Origin of the sequence: Streptomyces niveus (assembly GCF_001723055.1) — a bacterium.
GTDB lineage: Bacteria > Actinomycetota > Actinomycetes > Streptomycetales > Streptomycetaceae > Streptomyces > Streptomyces niveus.
This window is the reverse complement of record NZ_MDCR01000138.1, coordinates 1-16085: the sequence shown is the minus strand read 5'-3', so window position 1 is coordinate 16085 and position 16085 is coordinate 1. Positions and strand designations below refer to the sequence as shown.

The 16085-nt window shown below is 71.5% G+C and carries 16 protein-coding genes; 9 read left to right on the top strand and 7 right to left on the bottom strand.

The window, feature by feature from the left end; translation table 11 throughout:
• Positions 1–11: 11 nt before the first annotated feature.
• The 5 genes from trmD to BHU15_RS17465 all read right to left on the bottom strand — a co-directional run bounded on the left by trmD (position 12) and on the right by BHU15_RS17465 (position 3128).
• Positions 12–833 (bottom strand): tRNA (guanosine(37)-N1)-methyltransferase TrmD, encoded by an 822-nt coding sequence (gene trmD, locus BHU15_RS17485; RefSeq protein WP_069628065.1) that lies wholly within the window; start codon positions 831–833, stop codon positions 12–14.
• A 14-nt stretch (positions 834–847) separates the two neighbouring features.
• The gene (gene rimM / locus BHU15_RS17480) at positions 848–1438 is read right to left on the bottom strand and encodes a ribosome maturation factor RimM (protein WP_069628042.1); all 591 of its coding nucleotides are present in this window, start codon (positions 1436–1438) and stop codon (positions 848–850) included.
• A 168-nt stretch (positions 1439–1606) separates the two neighbouring features.
• Complete coding sequence (locus BHU15_RS17475) at positions 1607–1846, bottom strand: RNA-binding protein (protein ID WP_003980229.1); 240 nt, start codon at positions 1844–1846, stop codon at positions 1607–1609.
• A gap of 2 nt (positions 1847–1848) precedes the next feature.
• Positions 1849–2295 (bottom strand): 30S ribosomal protein S16, encoded by a 447-nt coding sequence (rpsP, locus tag BHU15_RS17470; protein WP_023538362.1) that lies wholly within the window; start codon positions 2293–2295, stop codon positions 1849–1851.
• A 239-nt stretch (positions 2296–2534) separates the two neighbouring features.
• Positions 2535–3128 (bottom strand): hypothetical protein, encoded by a 594-nt coding sequence (locus BHU15_RS17465; RefSeq protein ID WP_023538363.1) that lies wholly within the window; start codon positions 3126–3128, stop codon positions 2535–2537.
• Between the two features lie 771 nt (positions 3129–3899).
• On the opposite strand from BHU15_RS17465, the gene BHU15_RS17460 reads away from it, so the two are divergent.
• The 9 genes from BHU15_RS17460 to BHU15_RS17420 all read left to right on the top strand — a co-directional run bounded on the left by BHU15_RS17460 (position 3900) and on the right by BHU15_RS17420 (position 12894).
• The gene (locus BHU15_RS17460; RefSeq protein ID WP_171908385.1) at positions 3900–4847 is read left to right on the top strand and encodes a methyltransferase domain-containing protein; all 948 of its coding nucleotides are present in this window, start codon (positions 3900–3902) and stop codon (positions 4845–4847) included.
• Positions 4848–5011: 164 nt separating this feature from the next.
• Positions 5012–5950 (top strand): GntR family transcriptional regulator YhfZ, encoded by a 939-nt coding sequence (gene yhfZ, locus BHU15_RS17455; protein ID WP_069628040.1) that lies wholly within the window; start codon positions 5012–5014, stop codon positions 5948–5950.
• A 129-nt stretch (positions 5951–6079) separates the two neighbouring features.
• On the top strand, positions 6080–6466 hold the full coding sequence (locus BHU15_RS17450; protein WP_069628039.1) for a transcriptional antiterminator: 387 nt from the start codon (positions 6080–6082) through the stop codon (positions 6464–6466).
• A gap of 13 nt (positions 6467–6479) precedes the next feature.
• Entirely contained in the window at positions 6480–6836 is a 357-nt protein-coding gene (locus BHU15_RS17445; RefSeq protein ID WP_023538367.1) for a DUF2620 domain-containing protein, read from the top strand.
• Positions 6837–6934: 98 nt separating this feature from the next.
• Complete coding sequence (locus tag BHU15_RS17440) at positions 6935–8314, top strand: YhfT family protein (protein ID WP_069628038.1); 1380 nt, start codon at positions 6935–6937, stop codon at positions 8312–8314.
• 56 nt (positions 8315–8370) lie between these two features.
• Entirely contained in the window at positions 8371–9369 is a 999-nt protein-coding gene (locus BHU15_RS17435) for a phosphotriesterase family protein (protein WP_079128202.1), read from the top strand.
• 1 nt (position 9370) lies between these two features.
• Positions 9371–10474 (top strand): aminotransferase class V-fold PLP-dependent enzyme, encoded by a 1104-nt coding sequence (locus BHU15_RS17430; RefSeq protein ID WP_069628037.1) that lies wholly within the window; start codon positions 9371–9373, stop codon positions 10472–10474.
• Between the two features lie 2 nt (positions 10475–10476).
• Positions 10477–11637 (top strand): alanine racemase, encoded by a 1161-nt coding sequence (locus tag BHU15_RS17425; protein ID WP_069628036.1) that lies wholly within the window; start codon positions 10477–10479, stop codon positions 11635–11637.
• A 12-nt stretch (positions 11638–11649) separates the two neighbouring features.
• A complete protein-coding gene (locus tag BHU15_RS17420; protein ID WP_069628035.1) occupies positions 11650–12894 on the top strand; it encodes a phosphopentomutase in 1245 nt (414 codons plus the stop codon).
• A 42-nt stretch (positions 12895–12936) separates the two neighbouring features.
• Here the strand turns inward: BHU15_RS17420 and ffh are convergent, their stop codons facing one another.
• Both ffh and BHU15_RS17410 read right to left on the bottom strand, forming a co-directional pair.
• Complete coding sequence (gene ffh / locus BHU15_RS17415) at positions 12937–14487, bottom strand: signal recognition particle protein (protein ID WP_023538373.1); 1551 nt, start codon at positions 14485–14487, stop codon at positions 12937–12939.
• Between the two features lie 180 nt (positions 14488–14667).
• Positions 14668–16085 (bottom strand): HD domain-containing protein (locus tag BHU15_RS17410; protein ID WP_141726834.1); only part of this gene is annotated, 1418 nt, incomplete at its 5' end.

The window sequence follows — 16085 nt, the reverse complement described above, 5'->3', positions numbered from 1 at the left end:
ACGGCAGCGGCTCATTCTTCCATGGCCTCGGGCCTGCGCCAAAATCGGCCACCGGGCTCGGGGGCCCAGCCCATGATCGAGAGCATCTCGCGGTCCTTCTTGTCGAAGGCCGCCGCGTCACAACGCTCGATCATGTCGGGCCTGTTGAGCGCCGTACGGCGGAATGCCTCGTCCCGCCGCCACCGCGCGATCTTGCTGTGATGGCCGCTGAGGAGGACGTCCGGAATCACACGCCCGCGCCACTCCGGGGGCTTCGTGTAGACCGGTCCTTCCAGCAGGTCGGCCATCGCGCCGGGGGCGAAGGAGTCGTCGCGGTGGGACTCGGCGTTGCCGAGGACGCCGGGCAGCAGCCGCGCGACGGCCTCCATGATGACCAGGACGGCCGCCTCGCCGCCGGCCAGGACGTAGTCGCCGATGGACACCTCGTACACCGGCATCCGCGTCCCGTACTCGTCGACGACGCGGCGGTCGATGCCCTCGTACCGGGCCGGCGCGAAGAGGAGCCAGGGCCGCTCGGAGAGCTCGACGGCGAGTTCCTGGGTGAAGGGGCGGCCACTGGGCGTGGGAACGACCAGGACGGGGCGGTGCGCGCCCGCCTCGTAGCCGTCCGCGATGGCCTCGTCGAGGGCGTCGCCCCAGGGGCCGGTCTTCATCACCATGCCGGGGCCGCCGCCGTAGGGAGTGTCGTCGACCGTGTTGTGCCGGTCGTACGTCCACTCCCGGAGGTCGTGCACGCCCACGTCCAGGCGGCCACGCGCGCGCGCCTTGCCGACGAGGGAGACGTTCAGCGGTTCGAGGTACTCCGGGAAGATCGTGATCACGTCGGCCCGCAGGGTGGCGGCGGACGTCATGACGGCTCGCCCTTCCGCGCACCGTCGGGGCGGGTTCCGTCACCCTCGTCGTCATCGGAGCCGGCGGCGACGACCGCGTTGTCGTCGATGAGCCCGGGCGGCGGGTCGATCACGGCCCGCTGCTCCACCAGGTCGATCTCGGTCACGATCTCCTCGACGAAGGGGATCATGACCTCGGTGCCGTCGGGCCGCTCCACGATGAACAGGTCCTGCGACGGAAGGTGGGTGATCTCGGTGATCCGCCCGACCTCCGTGCCGTCCGCCAGGACGACGTCCAGGTCCATGAGCTGGTGGTCGTAGTACTCGTCCGGGTCCTCCGGCATGTCCTGCGGGTCCACCTCGGCGATGAGCAGGGTGTTGCGCAGCGCCTCGGCGCCCGTACGGTCGCCGACTCCGGCGAAACGCAGTAGCAGCCTGCCGCTGTGCACCCGGCCGGTCTCGACCGTCAGGGGGCCCGTGGAGGCCGGTTCGGTGGCGAGTACGGCTCCGGGGCCGAGCCGCAGCTCGGGCTCGTCCGTACGGACCTCGACGGTGACCTCGCCCTTGATGCCGTGGGCACGGCCGATCCGCGCGACTACCAACTGCACTTGCACACGCCCCTGTTCCTCAACTTCTGCGACGTCTACCGCTTTTGCGGCTTCTCCGGCCCGGGTGGCGGCGGAGCGACGCCGCGGTGATCCATGTCCGCGCCGCGAAGACGACAAAGACCGGGGAGGGCGTTGGCCCTCCCCGGCCCGTGCCGGTTCACAACTCTGTCAGCGGACCTGATCCACGTCGACGAGGTCGACGCGGATACCACGGCCGCCGATCGCGCCCACGACGGTGCGCAGGGCGCGTGCGGTGCGGCCGTTGCGGCCGATCACCTTACCGAGGTCGTCGGGGTGGACCCGTACCTCGAGCACACGGCCACGGCGCAGGGTGCGCGAGGCGACCTGCACATCGTCCGGGTTGTCGACGATGCCCTTCACGAGGTGCTCGAGAGCCTCCTCGAGCATGCTCAGGCCTCGGTCGGCTCAGCGGCGGGCGCCGAGGCAGCGGCGTCGGCCTCGTCCGCCTTCTTGTCGGCCTTCTTCGCCTTGGGGGTGATGGCGTCACCCTTGGGCTCGTCGCCGTCCTTGGACAGGGCCTCGAAGAGGGCGCGCTTGTCGGCCTTCGGCTCCGGCTGGAGCAGCGGCGCCGGCGCGGGCAGGCCCTTGTGCGCCTGCCAGTCGCCCGTGAGCTTGAGGATCGCGAGCACCGGCTCGGTCGGCTGGGCGCCGACGGACAGCCAGTAACGCGCGCGGTCCGAGTCGACCTCGATACGCGACGGGTTCTGCACCGGGTGGTACAGGCCGATCTCCTCGATGGCCCGGCCGTCACGGCGGGTGCGGGAGTCGGCGACGATGATGCGGTAGTGAGGCGAACGGATCTTGCCCAGACGCTTCAGCTTGATCTTGACTGCCACGGAAGTGGTCTCTCCTGGATCTTGACGTGGTTGGGCACATCGACATGCCGCGTGGGGTTGCGGTACTCGTGTGCCCGATGGACGCGTCAGCCGGAGGAGAGAGGGGTCCTGTGCGACTGTCGAGTACAGCTGGTCATTGTGCCACACGCCTCGGGCGCGCCGCGCCCCGCCCGACCTGAGCGGCTCGCTCCCGCTCCTTGCGCGGGACGGCTCCGGGGCCGGGCGGGCGGCGGTGGTGCTCAGCTCGCAGCGGCGACCGCTTCCGGAATGCGGAACGGCTTGCCGCAGCCGCCGCAGACGATCGGGGCCTGGGCGAGGACCGACGGGACGACGCGCACGTTACGGCCGCAGTCGCAGACCGCCTTCACGCGCACCCCGCCGCCCGACGAGCCGTGCCGCGCGGCGGGGCCGCGGAAGCTGCGCTCGGTGTCGGACGTCGTCGCGACCGTGTGCGCCGCGAGGGCGCGCTGGAGCCGCTCGATGGTGGGGCGATAGCGCCGTCTGGCCTCCGGGTTGAGTGAGACCAGCGAGAAGCCGCTGCTGGGATGCGGCTCGTCGGAATGGTCCAGGCCCAACTCCTCGGCGATCGCGAGGAATCGGCGGTTGTGGTAGCGGCCGGCCCGGGAGGTGTCACGGACACCCCGGGCGGCGGCGATGCCGTGGACTGCCTCATGAAGCAGTCGCTCGAAGGAGAGCTCGGCGCCGCAGGCGGACGACGACTCTCCGATCAGGGACTCTGGCGCGGCAAGATCGGGCAGCTCGGTGTGGTGCCGCTGAATCTCGGCCCACGCCTGCGCCAGTTCTGCGGCGAGGACAGGTGGTGTCGTGCTCACGTCGTGAACAACGAGCCTGGACCCTCCCGGGTTCCATTCCGGGGCATCCCAAATAATTTGCACGTACCCGTCAGTTGCCATTGATGCGTCCTGACGAGGGCGGGTGCGTAGATCTGTAGAGAAGCCTCGCTTCTCACCACAAGGCGGTACGTAGTACCGGCTACGTCTGGACGCGTAGGAGAAATACGTACACCAGATCGAGCCTTCGCCCGGCCTCGGCCTTGGGGCAGCCGTGCCGACGCCCCTGCCGCCCGGCCCCGTGGGCTGTGGTCTGCGGCCTGTGTGGTCCGTAGTACGGGCGGCGCGGGGCCACAAGAACGACATTAACGGCCGCCCCGCCGATCCCAGGCATCGGCCCCGCCCGGGGCAGGCACCGCGGATTCGTCCGATACCGGCGCGGCCGATGGGGAGTTGGGAGAACGCACCCCGACGCCGTCATCCTTTCGGCGCAACCTCGGCCGACGCCCGTGAACGACCCTCGTACGCCGTTCCGCCTTGCCCGTACGGGCTGCGCGCACGGGTGGAGCGGCGGCGCACGGGGCGCGGCCAGTGACGTTTCGACGGAGGCTCGCACCGTAGGGCGACAACGTCCGGTGAGAGCGATTTTCCGTGCGCCGGGGCGCACAACCGGAGCACACAAGGATTGCCCGCGAACCACTGGACGCGGGCACGGATGCGGAGTTCCCTGACATACGGGGGACGAAGGCGCGCACGTACACGGGGGCTGTCAATCAGGGCACAAGGACCTCTCGCCGGATTGGGGCGCTATCCATGACTCGTACGCTCGTCCAGCACCGCCAGCAGCAGGTGAACGCGGCCTCGACAGATCCTTCTACGGAGCCCAGTCACGGGCGCGCCCGTGACTGGGCCGAGATCCAGGAACGGATGCTGGTGCCGCTCTACGAGGCGGTGTACGAGCGTCTGGAGGTCGGTCCGGGCACCCGGCTGCTCGGGCTCGGCTGCGGCTCCGGACTGGCGCTGCTGATCGCCACCGCCAGGGGCGCCCAGGTCACCGGGGTGGACGCCGACCAGGACCGTGTGGCGCTGGCCCGTGAGCGGCTCGTCCACGACGCGCGCCCCATGGCGCACGCGGCGCCGCCGGCGCCGCCCGGAAGGGCTGTGGCCGCCCCGTCGGGGCGGTTCGGCGTACGGGCCCGAGCGCGCGTACTGACGGGTGGCACGACCGCCGTCGCGGAGGCCGGGCGCCCTTCGGTGGAGCCGCGGCGGTCTTCCTACGACGTGATCACGGCTTTCCAGCCCATCGGTGTCGCCTCCGGCGACTCGGACGGACTCGGACCCGCGCTGGCGGAGGCGGTTCCGCTGGCGGACCGCGGCACCCCCGTGGTGCTCGCCGGCTGGGGCCCGCCGGAGCGGTGCGCGACGTCGGGGGTCCTGCGGGTGGCGGGGCGGCTGACGGAGCGGCTGCGCAAAGGCGGTGGCTACCGTCCGCCGCTCAGGGACGACCTGGAGGACGTGGCGGCGCGGGCGGGGCTGAAGCCTGACGGTTCGGGGCGGGTGTCCTGCCCGTTCGGCTACGCGGGGATGGAGAGCGCCCTGCGCGGGTTGCTGTCGACGGGGGTGTTCGACGCGGCGGTGCGTGCGACGGATCAGCGGCAGGTGGAGAAGGAGATAACGGAGGCCCTTCACCCGCATGTCCGGCGCGACGGCACCGTATGGATGCCCAACGTCTTCCGCTACCTGATCGCACGCACGCCCTGACAACGCCGCCGCACGTGATGACGTGAGGGCGGGGGCCACCCCGCCGCCGGACTGTACGGCGGTCGGGTGGCCCCTGCGCCGCAGTTCCGGGCGCAGAGTTCCACGACGAACCGCGAGCGAAGAGACTCTTGTCAGTATCCAGAATCCTGGTTACTGTCCCTTCTGTGACCGGCTTCGATGAACGCTTCCTGACCCGCAACGGCCTCGCCGCCCAGCAGCTCGCCGTCCTGCTGCTCAATCACGAACCGGACACCCGACTGCCCCGCGTCCGCGACTTCGCCGAGGAACTGGGCGTCGGCAACGGCACCGTCCAGGCCGCCCTCCAGCTCCTGGAGACGGCCGGCGCGATCCGCACGACCGCGCGCGGCCACCTCGGCACGTTCCTCGTGGACTCCGACCGCTCCGTCCTCTGGCGACTGTCGGGGCTCGGCACCCTCCTGGCAGCGATGCCGCTGCCGTACTCGCACCGGTACGAGGGACTGGCCACCGGGCTGCGCGCCGCGTTCGAGCAGGCCGGGGCGCCTTTCGCGATCACCTTCATGCGTGGCGCCGGGACCCGCACCACCGCGCTGATCGAGGGCAAGGTCGACCTGGTGGTCCTCTCGCGCTTCGCCGCCGACCGGCTGATCGAGGAGCGCCCCGTCGAGCTGGTCGCGGACCTCGGCCCCGGGACGTACGTCGGGGCGCACGGGCTGCTGCTGCGGCACGGCGCGAGCCTGGAGACCGACGGGTTGCGGGTCGCCGTCGACCACGCCTCCGAGGACCAGCGCATACTCGCGGAGCGCGTCTTCGCCGGACGCGCGGACATCAGGTGGGTCGAGGCGTCGTACATGCAGCTGCGCGACCTGTTCGCGCACGACCGGGTCGACGCCACCCTGTGGAACCTCGACGAGGTCCAGGACCGGCTCGGCGAGGGCGTGGACGTGCTGCCGTTGGGCGACGAGGTCACCCGCGATCTGTCCTCGCGCAACTCCAGCGCCGCGATCATCGGCAGGACCGAGGGGGCGAAGGCGCTCGGCGCCGTACGTGACTCCCTTGACCTGTCGCTCGTCACCACCTGCCAGGCAGAGGTACTGCGAGGTGAGCGCGCCCCGTCGTACTGACCATCCGGCCCGCACCGACGGGGCGGGGACGGAGCGGCCTCGCCCCGTCGAGAAAAAGAAAGAAGAAGACGAGCCTCTGCTCAAAATCCAAAATCCTGGTTACTGTCGTATTGAAGGAGGGGACCCACCATGGACGACCGGCTCGCCCTGCGTATCCAGCTGTTCCGCGAAGGCGGTCAAGTCCGCCCTGAGGCCGCCGAGTTCGTGACGGCGGAGCTGGACGCCCTGGCCGCCGAGGGCCGCACCGTCACCGAGGAGACGGCCGGAACGCTCACCAGTCACCTCATGATGGCGCTCACGAGGCTGCTCGACGGCCAACCGATCGCGGAGTTCCCCACCGACTCCGAGATCACCGCCGAACTCGCCGGACATCCGAGGGCGGTGGCACGGGCCCGCGCCGTCTCCGCACGCGCGGCGTCGGAACTCGGCGCTCCCCTACCCGACTCCGAGATCAACTTCCTCGGACTGCACCTCGCCCTGCTCGACCAGAACTCGCCCCCACGGCACGAGACATGAGAAGGAACCAGCCATGACGAAGATCCTCACCGGCGGCGTCGGCAAGGCCGAGGTCACCGAGACCGTCAAGAAGCTCGGCCTCGACGGCATCGAGGTCACGGTCTCCAACGACATGGACGCCGCGATGAAACTCCGCGGCGGCCAGGCCGACTACTTCCTCGGCACCTGCCACACCGGCGCCGGCGCCTCCCTCGGCGTACTCGTCGGACTGCTCGGTAAATCCGCGTGCCACACGTTCGGCCGCTCCGTGCCCACGGAGGACGAGGTGAACGCCCTGCTCGCGGAGGGCAAGAAGGTCTTCGGCTTCGCCATCGACCAGATCGACGTGATCGCCCCGCTCATGGCCCGCGCCATCGCCGCGCGCGGCTGACAGCCCCGTACCCCCCGTACGAACCCGAAAGGGCTCGCCGGACCTCGTAAGACCCCGCGCCGGGCCAGGCCCCCGCCGGGCACTGAGGAGTGAATCCCGTGAACAGCGTCCTCGCAGCGAGTTCGACCGATCTCGACCTCTCGCTGGCACAGCAACTGACCGTGATAGCGCTGTGTGCGCTGACCGCGTTCATCTCCCACATGGCACTGGCCGTCTTCAACGACGGTGTGCGCCCCTTCATGCTCGACTTCATCCAGGGGCGGACCACGCGCAACGCGACGACCGCCGTGGCCTTCGGTCTCTCCGCCGGCTTCATCTTCGGTCTCGGCGCCCCGATGGCGCTGTCCACCGGTGTGCTCAACCCGTGGCTGGTCTTCCTGCCGACCGACATCCTGGGCATCCTGTCGCCCAAGAAGTGGATCGCGCCGCTGCTCGGCGGCGCGTGGGGCGCCGTGGTGGTGTTCGGCCTCAACGGGGCCAACAGCCTCGCCCACGATCTGCCCGTCGACTTCCTGACGGCACTCCAGCAGATGTCGACGCCGATCCTGTTCCTGTTCACGCTCTTTCCGGTGCTCGCCATCACCAAGCAGTTCGGGCGGCTACGGGGCGCGATAGCCGCGGTCGTCGAGCTGGCGCTCGTCGTGATGACGATGAAGGTCTGGCCCGACATCTTCCCCGGCTCCATCGCGATGGCCGTCGGAGTCCTGACGCTCATCGGCTTCGCCGTCAACAAGGACATGACGCAGCGGAAGTTGGACCGCGCCGAGGCGGCGAAGGCAGCGGCGGCGGGCGACTTCGCCCAGGAGGGGAAGGACGGGACGGCGGACGCCGCGGAGGATCCGATGGCCTCGCTCTTCAGCGCGAGCGCGCTACGCCTACGCCGCCATCTGCCACTGTTCATGCTGCTCGGGGCCGGCGTCTGCGTGCTGGCGCAGTCACATGTGTTCGGCGGCGGTGAGGCGACGAGTTTCCTGATCGCCAAGGGCGACTACGCGGAGGCCGCGCAGGTCGACTTCTACCGGGCGTTCGGCTTCGTACCGCTGATCGCGACGACGGCGCTCGCCTCCGGCGCGTACGGCATCGCGGGCTTCACCTTCGTCTACCCCATCGGCTACCTCATGCCGAACCCGTTCGTCGCCGCGATCGTCGGCGCGGCGGTCTTCGCCATCGAGGTGCTGGCGCTCTCCGCCATCGGCAAGGTCCTCGGGAAGCTGCCCAGCGTCCGTGACTCCTCCGAGCATCTGCGCAGCGCGATCGGCGACGCTCTGGGGCTCGCCATCCTCTTCGGTTCGCTGATGGCCGCCAACGTCATGGGTGGAGGGCTCGGCATCCTCATCGTGGGCGGGCTCTACCTGCTCAACGAGTCGATGGGCCGCCCCGTGGTGCGGATGGCGGCGGCGCCCGCGGCGGTCATCGTGGGCGGAGTGCTGCTGAACGTCCTCTACTGGCTGGACCTGTTCACTCCGATCAAGGGGTAGGGGCGTCACGGGACGCGCCGCAGCGAACACGCACCACACAGGAAGGCCCCCGCACCATGCAGCACGCCGACTCCGGCACCGCGCCTCGCACCGGTGACGACGTATGCCCGCCGCGCCATCTGCGCACCGTCACCGGCCCGTTGCCCGTCTCCGCCGTACGCGGCCCCGCGCTCGCCCACGAGCACCTGGTCCTCGATCTCGACCGCGCCGGGGAGGGTGCGGCGGTGCTGGACGCGGACCGGCACGGGGCCGCCGTCGTCGCGGAACTGGCGGCCCTGCGTGAGGAGTACGGGCTCGGCCTGGTCGTCGAGCTGACCTGCCGCGGCATGGGCCGCCACCCGCAGGCACTGGCACGGATCTCCGCGCAGTCCGGGGTGCCGGTGGTGGCCGCGACCGGGTGGTACTACGAGCCGTTCCACCCGGCAGAGCTGGACGGTGCCTCCGTCGAGGAGCTGACCGCGACCCTCGTGAAGGAGATCGACGACGGCTTCGGCGACACCGGAATCCGCCCCGGCGTACTCGGCGAGATCGGCAGCCACGGCGACACACCGACCGAGCCCGAGACCCGCGCACTGCTGGCCTCGGCGCACGCCGCCGTCGCCACGGGGCTGTCGGTCGCCACCCACGCCCAGCTCGGCCGTGGCGCTCTCGCCCAGTTGGAACTGCTCACCGGCGCCGGTCTCTCGCCCCACCGGATCTCGTTGGGCCACCAGGACCTGCTCGACGCCCCGCCCGTGCACCGTGAGCTGGCGGCGAGCGGCGCGTACGTCGCCTTCGACACGGTCGGCAAGGAGAGCTACCAGAGCGACACGACGCGACTGCGCCTCCTGCTGGCGCTGGTGGAGGCAGGCCACGCCGACCGCATCCTGCTCAGCTGCGACATCTCCCGGCACGCCTACCTGCTGTCGGAGGGTGGTCAGGGGTACGGGTATCTCTTCCGGTCCTTCCTGCCCCGGGTACGGGCGGCCGGCGTGGGCGAGGACCTGATCGATCTGATGACTCGGCGCAATCCGCTCCGGTTCCTGACCGGCGCGGACACGAAGGAGAACCACTGAGATGTCCGTACAACTGCCGCGGACCTTCCCCCTGGCGACGATCCCGCTGGACGACGCGGTCCGGAAGCAGTTCCGGCTGCTGGAGTGCGTCGCCGCCCGGTTCGAGGGCCAGCAGCTCTTCGAGGCGGACGCGGGTGTGGTGCCGGACCTGGGCCGGCCCCGTACCACCGCGCGGGTCGAGTCGGTGCTGGCCGACTTCTTCGGCGCCGAGGACGCCGCGCTGGTGCAGGGCGCCGGTACGGGCGCCATCCGGGCCGCGCTCCAGGGCGCCGTCGGGGCCGGTGACCCGCTGCTGATCCACCGGGCACCCGTCTACCGCACCACCGCGGTGACGCTGCGCGGACTCGGAGTCCGCACCGTCGAGGCGGACTTCAACGACGCCACGGCGCTGCGCGAGGCCCTGGAATCGGGTGAGTTCGGGTGGGCGTACGTCCAGCACAGCCGGCAGCGGCTCGCCGACTCGTACGACATGGGGGACATCCTCGCGGCCTGCCGCGCCGCCGGGGTGCGCACGATCGTGGACGACAACTACGCGGTAATGCGCGCCCCGTCGTGCGGAGTTGAGCTGGGCGCCGACGCCTCGTGCTTCTCGCTCTTCAAACTGCACGGGCCGGAAGGGGTCGGCGCCGTCGTCGGGGCGGCCGACGTCGTGGAGCGCGTACGCGCCGACAACTACTCGGGCGGTGGTCAGGTGCAGGGCCACCAGGCGCTCGACGCGCTGCGCGCTCTCACGCACGTCCCCGTCATGTGGGCCGTGCAGTCGCAGGTCGGGGCTGAGATCGCGGACCGGCTCGCCGCCGGTGAGGTGCCCGGTGTGGCGGAGGTACGGATCGCCAACGCGCAGGACCGCTGTCTGCTCGTACGCCTGGACCGGCCCGTCGCGCGTGAACTGCCTGCGGCGGCGGCGCGGCACGGCGCCGCGCCGTACCCCGTAGGCTCCAACTCCCGCTACGAGATCGCCCCGCTCTTCTACCGGATGTCCAGCTCGTCCCTCGACGACGCTCCGGAACTCGCCGACCGGACCGTGCGGATCAACCCCATGCGGGCCGGCGCCGATCTGGTGATCGAGATTCTCCGCCGTTCGCTGCACGACCTGAAGGACTGACCGTGTTCCTGGACGCCGTCCTGGCCCGCAACCCCGAACTCGTCGATGTGGCGGTCTCGCTGCACCGCTCCGGCGCCGTTCCGCCCGACACGTACGTGATCGACGCCGACACCATGGAGGCCAACGCCGCGCTGCTGGCCGGCGAGGCCGAACGGCTCGGCCTCTCACTCTGGTTCGTGGTCAAGCAGATCGGCCGCAATCCGACGCTGATCCGGGCGATCGCCCGGCACATCCCCCGGTTCGCGGCGATTGATCCGTACGAGGCGCGGCTGCTGCACGAGGCGGGGGCACGCGCCGGCAACCTCGGCCACCTCGTACAGATCCCGCCCCGTCAGCTGCCCGAGATGCTCGGCTGGCGGCCGGAGACGGTGACCGTCTTCGACCTGGCCAACGCCCGCGCCGTCTCGGACGCCGCCCGGCGGCTCGGCCTCGTCCAGGACGTCCTCGTACGGCTGGAGGGCACCGACAAGGTCTATCCGGGGCAGGAGGGCGGCGTACCGCTCGCCGGGCTCGACGACTTCGCGGCGGCGGCCGAGTCGCTGCCGGGCATCCGGATCGCGGGTGTCACGGCGTTCCCCTGTGTCCTGTGCGATCCGTTGACCGGGGCGCCGACCGCCACGCAGAATTTCCAACTGGCGATCACGGCGCGCGAGTTGCTGACCGCACGCGGGCACGAAGGGCTGAAGCTCAGCGCCCCGAGTGCCACCTCCATGGCCACGCTCCCCCTGCTCGCCGAGCTGGGCGCCACGCACGGCGAACCGGGTCACGCCCTGACCGGGACGACCCCGCTGCACGCGGTCGATCACCAGCAGCCGGAGCGGCCCGCCTACGTGTACGTCAGCGAGGTCGCCCACACCCTCGCCGACGGACGGCCCGCGCTCCACGGCGGCGGCTTCTACCCTCGCGCCCACATCCGCGACGCCCTGCTGCCACGTACCGGGCTGCGCCTGCCCGTACAGGACGCTCCGGCGGAGAACATCGACTACTACCGACTGCTCCAACGCCCCACTCATGCCGCGGACGTTGAGGTCGGGGACACCGCCGTGCTCGCCTTCCGCACCCAGATCTTCGTCACCCGCTCGACCGTCGCGGTCGTCGCCGGGCTCTCCACCGGAGAACCCAGGCTGACCGGCCTGTACGACGCCCAGGGCCGGGCCCGGTAAGGAGCCAGAGCCATGAGCACGACCGTGATCGTCGTCATCGACGGGTTCGGTGTCGGTGCGATGCCGGACGCGGGAGCCCTGCGCCCCGGCGATCTCACCGCCGACACCTGCGGGCATGTCCTCGACCACTGCCGCGCGTCGCTGGGCCGGCCACTCCGGCTGCCCGCGCTCGGGGCGCTGGGTCTCGGCCTGGTCCATCCGCACCCTGATCTGGCCCGCCGGACCAGCCGCCCCGTCGCCGTCGGCCGGGCCGCCCTCGGCTACCCCGGGGCGGACACGTTCGCCGGGCATCAGACCATGATGGGCGCGGACTTCAGCCGGGTCACGGTGGCCCCGCTCGGCGGACATCTCGACGAGGTGAGCGGCGCGCTGAAGTCGGCGGGGCACCTGGTCGAGCCCCTGCCGGGGCAGCCGCTCCTGCTCGTCGACGGCGCCGTGCTGGTCCACGACAACCTGGAGGCCGACCCAGGCATCAACTGGAACGCCTCCGCGCGTCTCGACGACATGTCCTTCGACCGCATCGTCTCCATCGCCCGTACGGTGCGCGCGGTGGCCCCAGTCGCCCGGGTCATCGCCGTCGGCGGCCACGCGGACGGGGCGCTGGCCACGTACGTACGTGACGGGGACGGCGGCACCGTCGGGCTGGACACGCCGGCCACCGGCTTCTACCGCAACGGTGGGCTCCAGGTGCGGCATCTGGGCGTGGATCTCGACCACACCGGGCAACTGCCCGACATCGCCGCCCGTGCGGGCCTCCCCGTCACCCTCGTCGGCAAGGCGGCTGACATCCTGGCGTGCGAGGCCGCCGTACGGCGCCCCGCGGTCGCGACGGCGGAGGTGCTGGAACACACACTGGCGGCCGTACGAGGCGGACGGGGCGGGCAGGGCGGTCTCGTCGTCGCGAACGTCCAGGAGAGCGATCTCGCGGGCCACCAGCAGGACACGGGGCGCTACGGCAGCGTCCTGGAGCAGGTCGACGTGGGGCTCACGGAGCTGATGGGGCTGCTCACCGCACCGGGCGACCGCCTCGTCGTCACGGCCGACCACGGCAACGACCCGACGATCGGCCACGCGTACCACACCCGCGAGTACGTACCCGTCCTGATCCACCGCCCGGAGGCCGCGGGGATCGAACTCCTGCCGGACGCCGCCACGTTGGCGGACGTCGGGGCGACAGCCGCCGCGGCCCTCGGCCTGGACGTGGCCGCCCTCACGACGGGGGCGTCGCTGCTCGGCCGGGGGCGCGGAGCGCCGTAGGGACGGCGCCGGGGCGCGATCCGCCCCGGCCGAGCCCTGGCCTCAGCCCATGAACTTCTTGAACTCGTCGGGCAGTTCGAAGTTCTTGTCCGCCTCGGCGGCCGGGAGGCCGAACGCGCCACCCGCCTGCGCCGCCTCCTCGCGCCGCGCGGCGGCGGCCTGCTCCTCCTGCTTGCGCTTCATCGGGTTGCCGGAGCGCCGCTTGCCCTTGGCCTGCTTCTGCTGCTTCTTCTGCCGACCGGGACCGCCGCCCGAGCCAGGGGCGCCCGGCATGCCCGGCATCCCCCCGCCCTGCGCCATCTTCGACATCATCTTGCGGGCCTCGAAGAACCGCTCCACCAGATTCTTCACGGCGCTGACCTCGACGCCGGAGCCCTTGGCGATACGCGCCCGGCGTGAGCCGTTGATGATCGTCGGCTCGTGCCGCTCGCCCGGCGTCATGGACTTGATGATCGCGGCCGTACGGTCGACGTCCCGCTCGTCGAGGTTGCTGATCTGGTCCTTCATCTGCCCCATGCCGGGCAGCATCCCGAGCAGCTTCGAGATGGAGCCCATCTTCCGGACCTGTTCCATCTGCGCCAGGAAGTCGTCGAGCGTGAACTCCTTGGGCCCCTTCGCCAGCTTCTGGGCCATCTTCTCGGCCTCGGCCTGGCTGAAGGTCTGCTCGGCCTTCTCGATGAGGCTGAGCATGTCGCCCATGTCGAGGATGCGGGACGCCATGCGGTCCGGGTGGAACGCGTCGAACTCGTCCAGCTTCTCGCCGTTGGAGGCGAACATGATCTGCTTGCCGGTGACGTGCGCGATGGAGAGCGCGGCGCCGCCACGGGCGTCGCCGTCGAGCTTGGACAGCACGACGCCGTCGAAGCCGACGCCGTCGCGGAACGCCTCGGCGGTGTTGACCGCGTCCTGTCCGATCATCGCGTCGACGACGAACAGGACCTCGTCGGGGCTGACGGCGTCGCGGATGTCCGCGGCCTGCCGCATCAGTTCCTCGTCGATGCCGAGACGGCCGGCGGTGTCGACGATGACAACGTCGTGGACCCGGTCCTTCGCGTACTTGATGGAGTCCTTGGCGACCTTGACCGGGTCACCGACGCCGTTGCCGGGCTCGGGCGCGTACACCGAGACGCCGGCGCGTTCGGCGACGACGGCGAGCTGGTTCACGGCGTTGGGGCGCTGGAGGTCACAGGCGACCAGCAGCGGGGAGTGGCCCTGGCCCTTGAGCCAGAGGCCCAGCTTGCCCGCGAGGGTCGTCTTGCCCGCGCCCTGGAGACCCGCGAGCATGATCACGGTGGGCGGCTGCTTGGCGAAGCGCAGGCGCCGCGTCTCGCCGCCGAGGATGCCTACGAGTTCCTCGTTGACGATCTTGATGATCTGCTGGCTGGGGTTGAGCGCCCGCGACACCTCCTCGCCGCGCGACCGCTCCTTGACCTTCGCGGTGAAGTCGCGGACCACGGGGAGCGCGACGTCCGCCTCAAGGAGCGCGATGCGGATCTCGCGTGCGGTGGCGTCGATGTCCGCCTCGGACAGCCGCCCCTTGCCGCGGAGGGTTTTGAACGTCGCTGAGAGGCGATCGGAGAGGGTATCGAACACGGCGCTCGTAGGTCCTCAGGGGTCGGGGGCAGAGTGGATTGCTCTCCAGGGTATCCGGCCGGGCGAACACGGGGGGCCCTGCCCGGTGTGAATGCCTGTACGGGGCCCTCGGCGACGGCGTCGCGCCGCCCCGTAGGACGGCATCGCGCGCCCCGTACCGCAGGCCGCCCGGCCGCCCGGTCAGCCGCGCAGGGCCTCCTCCACCATCTTCGCGACCGTCGACGCCTCGCCCTCCGTAAGAAGGGCCCCGTCGGCGCGGGTGACGTACACGGTGTCCACCACGTTCGCGCCCAGCGTGGACACGTGCGCGCTGCGGACCCGTACCGCCGCCTCCTCCAGCGCCCGCCCGATGCGGTGCAGCAGACCGGGGGCGTCCTGGGCGCGGACTTCGATGACGGTGGCGAGTTCGGAACTGCCCGGCACCACCGTCACACGGGGCGGCGGAGCCTGGGTGCCACGCCGCCGGGGATACGCGGCCTCGCGTTCCGCGAGCCGGGACCGGATGTCCAGCGAACCGTCCAGCGCGCGTACGAGGTCGGCGCGCAGCCGCGTCGCCTGGGGCAGGGAGCCGTACGCCGCCGCGACCCGCCAGCTCAGCAGCAGGACGTCGCAGGCCTCGCCGAGCGCGGTGGGCAGTTCGACGATGCGCAGGTCGGCCGCCCGCACGGTGAGACGGTGCAGCGCGAGGACGCCGGCGGCGGCCGGCAGGACACCGGGGCGGTCGGGCAGGGCGATGAGCAGTTCGACGCCGATCGGCTCGGGCTCGTCGTCCTCCTGAGGAGGCTGCGGCTGGGCGTGGAGGGACAGGACGGGGCCGCCGGTGCGCAGCGCCTCGACTGCCAGGCGTTCCTGCTCGGCGCTGGTCACGACGGGGCGCGGCGCGGCCGGCGTCTTGCCCGCGAGAGCGGCGGCGACACGGCCGACGAGGTCGGTGACGAGTGATCCGCGCCACGCGGACCAGGCGGCGGGCCCGGTGGCGAGCGCGTCGGCCTCGGTGAGCGCGTGGAGCAGTTCGAGGGTCGAGAGGGATTCGACCTTCTCGGCGACGGAGCTGACGGTGGCGGGGTCGTCGAGGTCCCGCCGTGTGGCCGTCTCGACGAGCAGCAGGTGGTGGCGTACGAGCGCGGCGACGACGTCCGCGTCGGCCCGGTCGAAGCCGATCCGCAGCGCGACGGTGCGCGCGACGGGCGCCCCGGCCTCGGAGTGGTCACCGGGCAGGCCCTTGCCGATGTCGTGGAGCAGGGCGGCGACCAGGAGCAGGTCGGGGCGGCTCACCCGCCGGGTCAGCGCGGACGCCGCGACCGCCGTCTCGACGAGGTGGCGGTCGACGGTCCAGGTGTGCACGGCGTTGCGCTGGGGCCGGCAACGGACGCGCTCCCACTCGGGGATGAGGCGGGTGATGAGCCCTTCGGCCTCGAACGCCTCCCAGACGTCGACGGTGGACTCTCCCGCGCCGAGCAGGGTGACGAACTCCTCGCGCGCCGCCGCGGGCCACGGCGTGGGCAGCGGGTGCGCGGCGGCGAGTCGCCGGACGACGTACGGGGAGATCGGCAGCCCGGACTGGGCGGCGGCGGCAGCGGCGCGCAGCGGCAGTACGG

Coding starts and splice junctions, on each gene's coding strand:
- BHU15_RS17475 (WP_003980229.1), bottom strand. CDS start 1,846: ATGCTCGAGGAGGCTCTCGAGCACCTCGTGAAGGGCATCGTCGACAAC.
- BHU15_RS17460 (WP_171908385.1), top strand. CDS start 3,900: ATGACTCGTACGCTCGTCCAGCACCGCCAGCAGCAGGTGAACGCGGCC.
- BHU15_RS17450 (WP_069628039.1), top strand. CDS start 6,080: ATGGACGACCGGCTCGCCCTGCGTATCCAGCTGTTCCGCGAAGGCGGT.
- BHU15_RS17445 (WP_023538367.1), top strand. CDS start 6,480: ATGACGAAGATCCTCACCGGCGGCGTCGGCAAGGCCGAGGTCACCGAG.
- BHU15_RS17435 (WP_079128202.1), top strand. CDS start 8,371: ATGCAGCACGCCGACTCCGGCACCGCGCCTCGCACCGGTGACGACGTA.
- BHU15_RS17430 (WP_069628037.1), top strand. CDS start 9,371: ATGTCCGTACAACTGCCGCGGACCTTCCCCCTGGCGACGATCCCGCTG.
- BHU15_RS17420 (WP_069628035.1), top strand. CDS start 11,650: ATGAGCACGACCGTGATCGTCGTCATCGACGGGTTCGGTGTCGGTGCG.